Origin of the sequence: Nocardioides psychrotolerans (genome assembly GCF_943371775.1) — a bacterium.
Lineage (GTDB): Bacteria > Actinomycetota > Actinomycetes > Propionibacteriales > Nocardioidaceae > Nocardioides > Nocardioides psychrotolerans_A.
This window is the reverse complement of sequence record NZ_CALRWD010000012.1, coordinates 1-12855: the sequence shown is the minus strand read 5'-3', so window position 1 is coordinate 12855 and position 12855 is coordinate 1. Positions and strand designations below refer to the sequence as shown.

Genomic DNA, 12855 nt, shown 5'->3' with positions numbered 1-12855 from the left:
ACCCGATGTCGCGCAAGGTCGTCCGGCTGACCGTCGACCACCTGGCCGACCTGCCCGGGCCGTGTCCCACCTGTCTCTTCTGGGAGCTCGATCCCGTGCGCCGCGGTCGCGTCGAGACCGCGGAGGCCGCGGCGGCCGAGAAGGAGGCCTGGCTCTCCGAGGTGCTGCGTGAGTGGGGCTCCTGCGGCCGCGTCGTCCTGGTCGACGACCGACCGGTGGGCTTCGTCGTCTACGTCCCGGCGGCCTACGCACCGGGAGCCGACGGGTTCCCCACCGCCCCCGTCTCGACGGACGCGGTCCTGCTCACCACGGCGTACGTCGATCCCCTCCATGCCGGCGGGGGGCTGGGGCGCCTGCTGGTGCAGGGCATGGCGGGCGACCTGATCCGTCGCGGAGGCATCCGCGCGGTGGAGGCGTTCGGGACGACGACCCCGCGGCTCGGGCAGGCCTGGGGCTCCTGCCTGGTGCCGGCCGGCTTCCTCGGTGGCGTGGGCTTCAAGACCCACCGGCCGCACGCCCTCACGCCACGGATGCGGATGGAGCTGCGCTCGGCGCTGACGTGGCGCGACGAGGTCGAGGCAGCCGTGGAGCGGCTCATCGGCGTGGTCCGACCGGCGCCGGCGCCCGCCCCCGAACGCAGTCACCGCTCCCTCGGCGAGCCGGGGGAGCGGTGAGGGGTGAAACGAGTGGAGCAGGTCAGCCGATGAAGGGCTCGAGCTCCTTGAGCAGCGCCGCCTTGGGCTTGGCGCCGACGATCGAGCGGACGACCTCGCCACCCTGGTAGACGTTGATCGTCGGGATGCCGGTCACGCGGTAGGACGAGGGCGTGACGGGGTTCTCGTCGACGTTCATCTTCAGGAAGGTGATCTTGTCACCGTGGCTGGTCGCGATCTCGTCGAGGATGGGGGCGACCTGGCGGCACGGGCCGCACCACTCGGCCCAGAAGTCCACGAGGACCGGCTTGTCGGACTTGAGGACCTGCGCCTCGAACTCGGCGTCGGTGACGGCTGCGATGTTGCCCACGGTGATTTTCCCTTCTGAGTGAGCCTGTGGCTCGGTGAACACTGAGGTCTGTCTCTAGTCAACACCAGGCCGGTGCCCGGTGTTCCCTTGCTGGTCCGTGTCGCGACGAAGCGGACTCAGGCGCCAGCGGCCTGGGCGACCTCGGCCATCATCGCCTCAGGTCCGGCGACCGCAGCAGCGAAGTCGCGCTCCCCGAGGTAGCGCTCGGCGTCGAGCGCGGCCGCGCAGCCGGTGCCGGCTGCGGTGATGGCCTGGCGGTAGTGGTGGTCGACCAGGTCGCCCGCGGCGAAGACGCCGGGCAGGTTGGTGACGGTGGAGGGCTGCCGGACCAGGACGTAACCGTTCTCGTCGAGGTCGACCTGGCCCTGGAGCAGCTCGGAGCGCGGGTCGTGACCGATCGCGATGAAGAGCCCGGTGGCGTCCAGGTCGCGGGTCTCGCCCGTGACCGTGTCCTTGAGCGTGACCGACTCCAGCTTGTCCTCGCCGTTGACGCTCTCGACGACGGAGTTCCACACGATGTCGAGCTTGGGGTCGGCGAACGCGCGCTCCTGCATGATCTTGGAGGCGCGCAGCTCGTCGCGGCGCACGATCAGCGACACCTTGGAGCCGAAGCGGGTCAGGAAGGTGGCCTCTTCGACCGCAGAGTCGCCACCGCCCACGACGGCGATGTGCTGCTCGCGGAAGAAGAACCCGTCACAGGTGGCGCAGTAGGAGACGCCGCGTCCCGAGAGCTTCTCCTCGTTGGGCAGGTCGAGCTTGCGGTAGCCCGAGCCGGTCGCGAGGATCACCGCGCGCGCCGTGTAGGTGTCGGTGGCGGTCTTGACCACCTTGACGTCACCGGTGAGGTCGACCTCCACGACGTCGTCGGGGATCATCTCGGCGCCGAAGCGCTCGGCCTGGGCGCGCATCTCGTCCATGAGGGCCGGGCCCATGATCCCGTCGCGGAAGCCGGGGAAGTTCTCGACCTCGGTGGTGTTCATCAAGGCACCGCCGGCGGTCACCGACCCCTCGAAGAGGAGGGGGTTCAGGCTCGCGCGCGCGGCGTAGACCGCGGCGGTGTAGCCCGAGGGGCCGGAGCCGATGATGATCACGTTGCGGGTCTCAGACATGCCGTCCATCTCTCGTCGCTGATCGGGACTGATCGTGGTGTGCGGGGCGACCCAGCACGGGTCGCACCTGCTACAACCGATCGTAGGCGAGCGTTCTTCCCGCGCAGCGCCCCGCTCACGCCGGGCCCGCGGGTGTCAGCTCCCGGGCAGGGTCACCGAGCGCAGGATGTCAGCGGTGCCGCACTGGAGCAGGTCGACGACCTGGGTGTCGCCCGCGGCCGGGCGGAAGGCGAGCACGGCCGGGTTGCCGGCGTACTGCACGACGTAGAGGTCGCCCGCGCCCCAGTCGGCGGGCTCGCACATGGCCGATCCCGCCGCGTCGGCAGAGCCGCTCTCCCGGTCGGTGGGGGCCTCCGCGGACAGGGTGGACAGGGCGACGCGGCTGCGCACGCGGGCCACGTCGTCGGCGAAGAACGCGGGTCGGATCCGGACGGGTCGGCCGCGCTTGAGGTCGTAGGCGGCACTGCCGTCCTCGGTGAACGGAGCCGGCGGCGCCTCGGCGGGGGCGGGGGCCAGCGCACTGCCGGCGGCACCCGAGTCGAGGAGCTCGTCCTGGGTGGCTGCCTCGGGAGCGGAGCCCGCGGCCGTGCTGTCCGAGGCGGTGTCCGACGGACCGGGCGAGAGCTGGCTGGCCCCCACGCCGACCGCGACGACGGCGGCTGCGGCGACGAGCAGCGTCGTGACCTTGCGGCGACGACGCGAGGCGAGGGCGACGACCTCGGCGGGGTCGTGGTCGGGCTCCGCGTCGGCGAGGCGCGCCAGCACCCGGTCCAGCCGTCCGGCCACGTCGCCCGGGATCGGCTCGTCGACGCGCGCCTGGGCGAGCAGGCGGCGTACGCGCTCTTGCTGCTCGGGGCTCAGCTCGCGATCGTCGGACACGGGGCGGATTCTCCTGGTGGCGGAGGGACGGGTGGGAGGCGGGTCAGTCGACCGGGGGCGGTCCCCGCGGCGAGCGTGTGGATCGGACGGGAGCGGCGACCGGGGGGTTCCGCGGCGGATCGTGGTCCTGCTCACGTCCGGGGGCCAGCAGCTCCAGCGCCACCGCCAGCCGGGCTCGGCCGCGCGAGCACCGCGACTTCACCGTCCCCTCGGCGCAGTCGAGCATCACGGCCACCTCGGCGACCGGATAGCCCTCCATGTCGACCAGGACCAGCGCCGCACGCTGCTCGGCCGGCAGCTCCGCGAGGGCGGCGAGGACACGGTCGCGCCGCTCGTCGCGGACGGCCAGGTCGGCCGGGTCCGCGGTGGCTTCGGTGTGCGCGGTGAGCGCCCCGCGGTCGCCGTACTCCTCGAGGTCGTCGGGCAGCGGATCGGCCCGGCGCACCTTGGCGGCGCGGATCCGGTCGAGGCAGGCGTTGACGACGACGCGGTGCAGCCACGTGGTGACCTGGGCCTCGCCACGGAAGGAGGCGGCGCGGCGGTAGGCGGCGACCATGCCGTCCTGGAGCCCGTCGGCGGCGTCCTCGGGGTTGCCCATCGTGCGCAGTGCGACCGCCCAGAGCCGGTCGCGGTGGCGGTGGAAGAGGACGCCGAAGGCCTCGGTGTCGCCGTCGACGTGGGCGCGCAGGAGCTCGACGTCGCTCGGGTCCAGGTCGTCACTCACCGCGCACCGTCACCTCGGCCACGGACCCGCGGAAACGGCCGTCGTCCTGGAGGGGGAGCGCGGTCAGCCACACGACCAGGAAGCGCCCGGTCGTGTCGTCGGGCAGCTCGAGGTCGAGGCTCTCGCCGTCGGCGGTGCCGCTCACGGCGGGCTCGAGGTCGCGTACGCCGTCGGGGGCCGCCTCGGTGACGTAGAGCGACACCGACGTCGGGGAGCCGACCAGGTCCAGGGCCACCGACGACACCGTGTGCTCGCCGTTGAGGTCGATGGTCAGCCCGACGCCGGTCTTGAGGCCGGCGGGACCGAACTGCTCGTTGTAGCTGGACGTCGTCCAGGTCGTGGCCGGGTCGCCGTCCACGACCAGCGGGGCATCCTCGGGGCTCTCGCCGCCGTCGGTGCCCTGGGGGTCGAGGTCCTCGGCGACCAGGCCACCGAGGGGCACGGCGGCGGTCGGGGTGGTCGACGCGCTCGCGCTGGGCGTGGGGTCGGCCGGGGCCGGCTCGGTGCCGAGGACGGTCTTGCCGCGGCCGAGGTTGTAGGCGACCACCATCGCGACGAGCAGCAGCAGGCAGGCGGCGATCAGCATGGCCAGGCGCAACCAGCTGCGCCCGGGCGGCGGCTCGTCGTCGACGACCCGGGTGAGGCCGCTCCCGGTGGTGCGCCCCGTCCCGGTCGCGGACTCCCACGGCCAGAAGTCGCTGCCGGTCGAGGTGGTGGCGGCGCCGGGGCGCGGTCGTCGTGCGGGCTCGCCGCTGGCGGGCGCCGGGGCGAAGAGGGGCCGCTCCGGCGGCTCCTCGAACGGCGGCGGGGGCGGTGGTGGGGTGGTGCGCGACTCCAGCCACGACACGTCGTCGTTGTCGTCGTCGAAGATGGGCAGCCCGGCCTGGGTGGCCAGCTCGGCGGGAGGTGCGGGCTCCTCCTCGCTGCCGGTGCCGTCGGTGTCGTCCTCGAGGTCGGCGTCGGCGTCGGTCGTCGACCCCGTGAGCGGCACCGCCTGCGTGACCGCGGGGATCTCGGCGCTGTCGCGGGCGGGGATGTCGGGGACGGCCGGCAGGACGAGGAACTGCTCCTCGTGGTGGGCCGGGAGACCGGCGAGCAGAGCCTCGGAGATGCCGACCGGGTCACCGACGTAGTCGGCGAGGTAGAGGCTGATCTCGCTGGCCGTCGTGGGGGCGATCAGCTCGCGGTGCCGGGCGGAGGCCCGGGCGACGCCGTCGCCCGAGGCGTGCAGGACCGCGTCACACAGGGCGTCGAGGCTGCGCGGCACGCCCGCACGGACCTGGCGGGGGCGCAGGACCTCGCCGTGCTCGGCCGGGGCGCGGGGGACCGCCGAGGCCGAGACCCCGGCCCACCTGCCGGTGAGGCCGCAGTAGAGCAGCCCGGCCAGGTCGGCGATGTCGCTCTCGACGCGGGAGCCGGTCAGCCCGTGCATGGCGGCGTCGACGGAGAAGCCGATCACCCGGATCTCGCCGTTGCGGTCGACCATGACGTTCTCGGGGACCAGACGCCCGTGGGTGACCCCCGCCTCGTGGGCGCGCGCCACCGAGTCGGCGACCTCGCCCGCGACCCACGCGGCCCGGCGCGGCAGCAGCGGACCGCCGGCCACGAGGATGTCCAGGGACGTGCCCGAGCCCCACTCGTTGACCACGAAGACCAGGCCGTCATCGGTGTCGGCGTCGAGCACGCGCAGGATCCGCCGGTCGAGGATCATCGCCGAGCGGCGGGCCGCCTCGAGCAGACCCGGTGCCCGCGCATCGTCCGCGGCGATGACGTGCAGCGCGACGTGGCGCTCCAGCACGCGGTCGTGGGCTCGCCAGAACCGTCCGCCCCCGCTCTCGGTGAGCAGATCCACGAGTCGATAGCGGTCGGCGAGCACGTCGCCGGGCCGGATCGAGTGCGGCACTACCGTCCCTTCACGTCCGTGTGCGGTGCTGTCCTGGTCGTTCGGTCTGAGCCATCGTAGGAGCAGTTCACGATCGCCGGGCGCGACCGAGCCTGCTGGTGACCGTGTCGATGACCGACGTCACCTCGCGCAGGCGCATCAGCCGCGCCAGCACGACGAAGAGGACCACGTCCACGCCCGTCACCAGGAGCGCCCGGAGCGCGGCCAGCGGCCACGGGGGCTGCTCGGCGAGCGTGCGCAGGCCCAGCGCCAGCGCACCGGCCACGGCCGTCGAGAGCGCGACGGCGATGACCAGCCGCACGAGGAAGCGCACCAGGCGCGGGCTCTCGAGGCCGCCGAGACGAGCGCGCAGGACGGTGTAGGAGACGGCCGAGCCGACGGCGTACGCCGCGGTGTAGGCGAGGACCAGCGCCGGGGAGGTCTGCTCGAGGCTGGTGCGGCCCACGAGGACGACGGCGGCGACGATGTTGGTGGTGGCCACCGCGACCTGGATCAGGAAGACCGTGCGTGTCTCCTCCAGGGCGTAGAAGCCGCGCAGGACGAGGTAGTGGACGGTGAAGAAGACCAGCCCGCCGCCGAAGAGCGCCAGCGAGGGGACGTAGCGGGGGAAGTCGTCGGCGCCGGCGCCGTGGCCCCACACCACGTTGGCGACGTCGAGGGCGATGACCGGCATCAGCGCCGCGAACGGGACGACCACGGCGAGCGCGGTGCGCAGGGTGGTGGTCAGGGACGAGGCGAGGCCGGCGAGGTCCTGGGCGGCCGCGCGGGCGGACAGTCCCGGCAGGATCGCCGTGGCCAGGGACACGGTGATGATCGAGTGCGGCACCATCATGATCAGGAAGGCCGAGGAGTAGATCGTGATGCCGGTGCCCTCGCCGCCCGAGGCGGTGCCGCTGCTCGCGAGGTTGACCACCACGACGTAGGCCACCTGGTTGGCGATGACGAAGAGCACCGTCCACACGCCCAGGCGCAGGGTGTGCCCGAGACCGGCGTTGCGGAAGTCGAAGCGGGGTCGGTAGGTGAAGCCGGCCTTGCGCAGGTAGGGCACCAGGATGACCAGCTGGGCGGCGATGCCGAGCGTGGACCCGAGCCCGAGCAGCAGCTCCTGGTCGGCGCTGAACGGTCCGACCTTCTCCGCCCCCTGGGCGGCGCCGTAGACGACGAGGTAGACGACCAGCACCGCCACCGAGAGCACGTTGTTGGCGATCGGCGCCCACATCATCGGGCCGAAGCGTCCGCGGGAGTTGAGGATCTGCCCGACGAGCACGAACATGCCGTAGAAGAAGACCTGGGGCAGGCAGTAGCGGGCGAAGTCGATGGCCGACTGACGTTGCTCGGCGAGGTCGGCGGTGGAGTACTGGTCGCTGAGGACCAGGTCCATCACCAACGGCGCCGCGACGACCAGGACGACCGTGACGACCCCGAGGAAGAGCGCGGCGAGGGTGATGACCCGGTTGGTGTAGGCCTCACCGCCGTCCGTGTCGTTCTTCATCGCCCGCACCAGCTGTGGCACGAGCACGGCGTTGAACACGCCCCCCGCCAGCAGGATGTAGAGCATGTTGGGGATCGTGTTGGCGATCGTGAAGATGTCGGCGTGCAGCGAGACGCCGAGGGCGGCGACCAGCAGCGTCGAGCGCACGAAGCCGCTCAGCCGGGACACCACGGTGCCGGCCGCCATCACCGCGCTGGAGGCGAGGACCTTCTGGTCCTCCGCCGCCCGCGCCTGCGAGGACGTCTCGTCGGAGGCGCTCACGTGGCCCCACCCGGGTCTGCCTCGGTGGGCTCGTGGCGGCGCCGGAAGCGCCGCACCAGCCGCACCCCGATGGCGAGGAAGAGGATGCCGGCGCCGGAGGCGAGGACGACCCAGATGATCGTGCTGACCTGGCCGGAGCGGATCGGCAGCTGGTCGGAGGAGCCGAGGAGCCGGCCGTCGGTGTCGGTGACGTAGAGGGTGACGCTGTGGACCCCCAGCCGCAGGGTCCGGGCCCGGAGCAGGATCGTGGTCTGGCTGTCCGCGGCCAGCTGGATCTCCTCGGAGTCAGAGACGACGATGCCGGCGTCGGTGCGGGCAGTGACGACCACCGTGACGGGCTCGTCGAGCGCATTGGTGAGGGTGGGCGCGAAGGTACCGCTGGCGCCCGAGAGGGTCACCCCGGGGGGAGCGTCGACCTGGACGGAGCCCAGGCGGGCGTCGATCCAGGTGCGGGAGGCGACCACGGCCTGACGTGCCGAGCGCGGCGCCTCCCGGGCGGCGTACGACGCGCTGCTGAGGGCCTGGTCGGTGACGACGGAGGCGACCTGGTCGTTGCGGGTGAGCAGGTTCTGGAGCTTCTCGCCCGCGGTGATGAGGCCCTCGACCGCGGCGAAGGAGCGCTCGTCGAGCTCGCGGTCCGCCTGGCGGTCGGGGTAGGTGAGCTCGGCGGCATCGACGGGAGTCGCCGTCCGTGCGGCGGCGTCGGCGACCGAGCTGAGGTCGAGCCAGTCGGGTGCGAGACCGTCGAAGAAGACGTTGACGTCGTCGGGGTTCCACTGGACGGGCAGCACCATGACCAGCGGCTGGTCGTCGTCCTCCAGGACCCGGACGGCCGCCTCGCTGAGGAGGCGCTGGCGCAGCCCGATCGCCGAGAGCCGCTCACCGGGGAGCGGACCACCGGAGGCCGCGCCCGTGGAGGTCACGACCAGCGTGTGCCCGTCCGCCTCGGCGACGGCGGGCGGGTCGTCGCCGAACATCCGGTCGGTGACCAGGATGGTGGAGTCGGGGGTGGCCAGGTCGATCCCGGCGGCGTCCATGTAGCCGCTGGGCGAGCCGATCCCCGAGGTCGTGCTGACGCCCCAGGCCTCGAAGAGGGCACTGGTGCGGGACGCCGCGACGTCGTAGAGCGCCCGGTCGTGCTGCGCGCTGGCGGCGACGTCGAGGTCGCCGTAGGGAAGTGTCAGCACCTGGTCGTCGGCCACGGCGTCCTCGAGGTCGGCCAACCACGCGGTGGCGGTCTCGGCGAGAGCCGCGGCCTCGGGGTCGAGCAGGTCGCTCGGCTCCTCGCTCGGCTGTCCGTCGGTCTCGCCCGGGACGACGGTCGCCGAGGGACTGGCCGAGGGCGTCAGGTCGGGGTCGTCCGGGTCGGCCGGCTGGGTGGGGGTCAGCGAACGGGCCGGGTTGCCGGCCGCGAGTCGTCGTACGGCGTCGAGGAGCGCGGGGTCGATCAGCCAGGTCACCGGCTGGTCGCCCGCGGCGGTGCCGAGGTCGACCAGTCCGCGCATCCGGCCGCCGTCCTCCAGGGTGCGGGTCCAGTCGTCGGTGTTGGCGATCGCCCCGTCAGCCTCGTGGGCGATGTAGCGGCGCAGCGGGATGACGATCCCGGCCTCGACCGTGCCCTCGACGTTGGCGGGCACGTAGGGCAGGAAGGTGCGGGCCCGACCGTCGGCCACCCTGTCGCGTGGGACCGGGCCCTCGCCGAGCGCGTGCACGCCGAACCAGTAGACGCCGCGCCGTTCGAGGGAGATGGCGTCGCGCGGCACGGTGAGGCTGAAGAAGTAGGACTCGCCCGGAGCGAGCTCCTCGACGGTGTCGAACGGGCCGGAGTCGGTGATCCGGCCCCCGACCTCCTGGTCGACGGGGACCTTCGCGGCCGCGGCGAGCTCGTCGGAGGTGGTCATCGGCTGGTCGCCGACGAAGGGGTAGAGGTTGATCGTCGACCAGGTCTCGATGTCGATGTTGGTGATCGTGCCGGTGATCCGGATGGGGCCCTCGCGGGGCACGACCGACGGCGACAGGGTGCTCAGCTCGATCGACAGCGGCTCGAGGGTGCGGATCGGTGCGATCGGGGTCGCGGCGGCCGCGGTCACGCCGAGGGCGGGGCAGGCCAGCAGCGGCAGGCTCCCGATCGCTGCGCCCAGGGCGCGACGAAACGAGGGGGACCGGACCACGACGCGAGCCTATCGGCCTTGACGCCCTAGACTCGTCGGCCGTGCCCGACGCCCCGTTCCAGACCCTGAGCATCGTCGAGGTCCAGCGCGCCGTCGAGACGGAGCTGGACCGGATCGCCCCGGTCATCGACGACCTGGGACGCCTCTTCACCGACGCGGGCCACGAGCTCGCCCTGGTCGGCGGACCCGTCCGCGACGCGATGCTCGGCCGTCGGCACCACGACCTGGACTTCGCGACCTCCGCGCACCCCGACGACACCGAGCGGCTGCTCAAGGCGTGGGGCGACGCGACGTGGGACATGGGCCGCGACTTCGGCACCATCGGCTGCCGCAAGGGCGACTGGATGGTCGAGGTCACGACCTACCGCTCCGAGGTCTACGACGCCTCCTCCCGCAAGCCCGACGTCGACTTCGGCGACTCCCTCGCCGGCGACCTGGGTCGACGCGACTTCACGGTCAACGCGATGGCCGTGATGGTCCCGGGCCGGGTCGTCGAGGACCCGTTCGGTGGGGTGGTGGACCTGGCGCACCGCGTGCTGCGCACGCCCGGTCGTCCGGAGGACTCCTTCTCCGACGACCCGCTGCGGATGATGCGCGCCGCGCGCTTCGCCGCCCAGCTCGGCTTCACCGTCGACCCGGGCGTGGTGGCCGCGATGACCGCGATGGCCGACCGCATCGAGATCATCTCCGCCGAGCGGGTGCGCGACGAGCTGGTCAAGCTCGTCTGCGCGCCGCACCCCCGCCTCGGCCTGACGCTCCTGGTGGAGACAGGGCTGGCGCAGCGGGTGCTGCCCGAGCTGCCGGCACTCGCCCTGGAGCGCGACGAGCACCACCGCCACAAGGACGTCTACGAGCACACGCTCACCGTGCTCGAGCAGGCCATCGACCTCGAGGAGCGCCTCGGTGGCGAGCCCGACTTCGTCTCGCGCTTCGCGGCCCTGATGCACGACGTGGGCAAGCCGCGCACGCGCACGTTCGTCGACGACGGCACCGTCACCTTCCACCACCACGACGTCGTGGGCGCCAAGATCACCCGCAAGCGGATGAAGGCGCTGAAGTTCTCCAACGACGAGACCGACGCGGTCAGCAAGCTCGTCGAGCTGCACCTGCGCTTCCACGGCTACGGCAACGGCGAGTGGACCGACTCCGCCGTACGCCGCTACGTGCGCGACGCCGGCGACCAGCTCGAGCGGCTGCACGTGCTCACGCGGGCCGACTGCACCACCCGCAACCAGCGCAAGGCCGACCGGCTGCGTCGTACGTATGACGGGTTGGAGGAGCGCATCGCGCGGCTGCGCGAGCAGGAGGAGCTGGACTCGATCCGGCCCGACCTCGACGGCAACCAGATCATGGCGATCCTCGGGATCGGGCCCGGGCGCGAGGTCGGTCAGGCCTACCAGCACCTGCTGGAGGTCCGGATGGACGACGGCCCGATGAGCGAGGAGCAGGCGCGCGAGGCCCTGCTGGCCTGGTGGGCCGCGCGGGTGCCCTCGTCGTGAGCCTGCTGGCCGAGCGTTGTCCGGGACTGGGTCACGTGGCGCTCGGCTCCGCGCCGACGCCGGTGCACCCGCTCGAGCTCGACTTCGACACCGAGGTGTGGCTCAAGGACGAGGCCGCCTTCGGCGACGGCGCCTGGGGCGGCAACAAGGTCCGCAAGCTGGAGTGGATCATCCCCGAGGCCCAGCAGCGCGGGACCTCGACGCTCTTCACCGTCGGAGGCATCGGCACGCACTGGGGCCTGGCCTGTGCGCTCTACGGTCGTGACCACGGCCTGCGGACCGTGCTCGGCCTGGTCGACCAGCCCGTCGACGACCACGTGCGCGACCAGCTCGCCCGCCTGGGGGCCTCGGGCGCGCGGATCTACCGCTTCCCCTCGACGCTGCGGCTCAAGCTGGCGGCGCCGTGGATCCTCGCCAAGCACCGGCCTTGGTATCTCCCGGCCGGCGGCTCCAACGCCTTCGGCACGCTCGGCTACGTCGACGTGGCGCTCGAGATCGCCGCACAGGTCGCCTCGGGCGACCTGCCCGAGCCGGCCACGATGGTCGTGCCCGTCGGGTCGGGCGGCACCGTCACGGGCCTGACCCTCGGCTTCCGGATCGCCGGCCTGCGCACCCGGGTCCTCGGCGCGGTCGTCAACGACATGCTCCCCCTCGACGCGGCCGCGATGTCCCGGCTGGCCGGGCAGACCTCGACGCTGCTGCGCGAGCGCGGCATGTCGCAGGCGCCCGACCTGTCGCCCGACGACTTCGACCTGAGGCCCGACTGGCTCGGCGCGACGTACGGCGACCCGACCCCGGCCTCCGTCGCCGAGGTCGCCCGCGCCGCCGCGGCCGGTCTCGAGCTCGAGCCGGTCTACACCGGCAAGGCCCTCGCCGCCGTCCGCTCGCTCGGCTCCGCGCTCCCCGGCCCGGTGCTCTGGCTCAACACGCACGGGCCGCGCTGACGGCTGGTGGCACGGGTGGCACGGGTGGCCGCGCTCGCGAGAGTCGTGTGCCGCAGAGCGACCCCAGGCGCTGCCGGGGGCACACGACCCGACCGGGGCGACCGCCAACCACGTGGCGACGATCACACAGACGCGGCCGACATACCGACGGTAGGTTGCCCGGCATGGCAGACACCCAGCACGCCCAGCTCGAGGCGACCATCGAGATCGACGCCCCGCCCGCCCAGGTCTGGGCGCTCGTGACCGACCTGGCCGCGATGTCCGCGCGCAGCCCCCAGGTCGTGCGCACCACCGTCAAGGGGGGTGCGGTCGCCCAGGGCGTGAAGTTCTCCAACCTCAACCGCAAGGGCCTGCTCTTCTGGCCGACCAAGGGCAAGGTCGTGCGCTTCACGCCGCACGAGGACTTCGCCTTCCGGATCGCCGAGAACAAGACGATCTGGTCCTTCCAGCTCACCCCCACCGCGAGCGGCGGCACCACCGTGACGCACCGCCGCGAGACCCCGGACGGCATCTCGGGCGTGTCCCTCAACCTGACCAAGTACGTCCTCGGCGGGGTCCCGAAGTTCACCGAGGAGCTCCGCACCGGCATGGCCGCGACGCTCGCCGCCCTCAAGAAGGACGCCGAGGGCGCCCGGGCTGCCTGATCCTCGCTGCGGCCACATGTAACACGCTGTCCACCCATCTGGCAGAACGCTGCAACGGCGCGAACTCATAGGGTCGAGGCAACACCCAGAGTGATTGGAGTGTTGTTATGCCGAAGGTGTTGTCCTACGAAACGAAGGACGAGTTCTTCGAGCTGGTCTGTGGCGGGTTCGCGATCCAGCGGGCTGCGGGATTGGTCGGCGTGTCG

The 12855-nt window shown here is 72.6% G+C and carries 11 protein-coding genes; 4 read left to right on the top strand and 7 right to left on the bottom strand.

All coding sequences use genetic code 11. The features are described from left to right. Nucleotides 1-5: 5 nt before the first annotated feature. A complete protein-coding gene (locus AAG827_RS05450) occupies nucleotides 6-674 on the top strand; it encodes a GNAT family N-acetyltransferase (RefSeq protein WP_341924829.1) in 669 nt (222 codons plus the stop codon). Nucleotides 675-696: 22 nt separating this feature from the next. Here AAG827_RS05450 and trxA read toward each other — a convergent pair whose 3' ends face one another. The 7 genes from trxA to AAG827_RS05415 all read right to left on the bottom strand — a co-directional run bounded on the left by trxA (nucleotide 697) and on the right by AAG827_RS05415 (nucleotide 9562). Next, on the bottom strand, nucleotides 697-1023 hold the full coding sequence (trxA, locus tag AAG827_RS05445; RefSeq protein ID WP_341924828.1) for a thioredoxin: 327 nt from the start codon (nucleotides 1021-1023) through the stop codon (nucleotides 697-699). A gap of 116 nt (nucleotides 1024-1139) precedes the next feature. Continuing rightward, a complete protein-coding gene (trxB, locus tag AAG827_RS05440; protein WP_341924827.1) occupies nucleotides 1140-2132 on the bottom strand; it encodes a thioredoxin-disulfide reductase in 993 nt (330 codons plus the stop codon). A 135-nt stretch (nucleotides 2133-2267) separates the two neighbouring features. Further along, entirely contained in the window at nucleotides 2268-3011 is a 744-nt protein-coding gene (locus AAG827_RS05435) for a hypothetical protein (RefSeq protein ID WP_341924826.1), read from the bottom strand. 43 nt (nucleotides 3012-3054) lie between these two features. Beyond that, entirely contained in the window at nucleotides 3055-3735 is a 681-nt protein-coding gene (sigM, locus tag AAG827_RS05430) for an RNA polymerase sigma factor SigM (RefSeq protein WP_341924825.1), read from the bottom strand. After that, complete coding sequence (locus AAG827_RS05425; RefSeq protein ID WP_341924824.1) at nucleotides 3728-5638, bottom strand: protein kinase family protein; 1911 nt, start codon at nucleotides 5636-5638, stop codon at nucleotides 3728-3730. The genes sigM and AAG827_RS05425 overlap by 8 nt, the downstream gene beginning before the upstream one ends. A gap of 67 nt (nucleotides 5639-5705) precedes the next feature. Beyond that, nucleotides 5706-7391 carry a murein biosynthesis integral membrane protein MurJ gene (gene murJ / locus AAG827_RS05420; protein ID WP_341924823.1) on the bottom strand — a complete coding sequence of 562 codons (1686 nt, stop codon included), beginning with the start codon at nucleotides 7389-7391 and terminating at the stop codon, nucleotides 5706-5708. Beyond that, nucleotides 7388-9562 (bottom strand): DUF6049 family protein, encoded by a 2175-nt coding sequence (locus tag AAG827_RS05415; RefSeq protein ID WP_341924822.1) that lies wholly within the window; start codon nucleotides 9560-9562, stop codon nucleotides 7388-7390. Before AAG827_RS05415 ends, murJ begins: the two co-directional genes overlap by 4 nt. 65 nt (nucleotides 9563-9627) lie before the next feature. Here AAG827_RS05415 and AAG827_RS05410 point away from each other — a divergent pair, with 65 nt between their 5' ends. From AAG827_RS05410 to AAG827_RS05400, 3 genes are all read left to right on the top strand, one after another. Beyond that, a complete protein-coding gene (locus AAG827_RS05410) occupies nucleotides 9628-11061 on the top strand; it encodes a CCA tRNA nucleotidyltransferase (protein WP_341924899.1) in 1434 nt (477 codons plus the stop codon). Then, nucleotides 11058-12005: a pyridoxal-phosphate dependent enzyme gene (locus AAG827_RS05405; RefSeq protein ID WP_341924821.1), complete on the top strand. Its 948-nt coding sequence runs from the start codon at nucleotides 11058-11060 to the stop codon at nucleotides 12003-12005. Before AAG827_RS05410 ends, AAG827_RS05405 begins: the two co-directional genes overlap by 4 nt. 164 nt (nucleotides 12006-12169) lie before the next feature. Further along, nucleotides 12170-12649 (top strand): SRPBCC family protein, encoded by a 480-nt coding sequence (locus AAG827_RS05400; protein WP_341924820.1) that lies wholly within the window; start codon nucleotides 12170-12172, stop codon nucleotides 12647-12649. Nucleotides 12650-12855 lie beyond the last annotated feature (206 nt).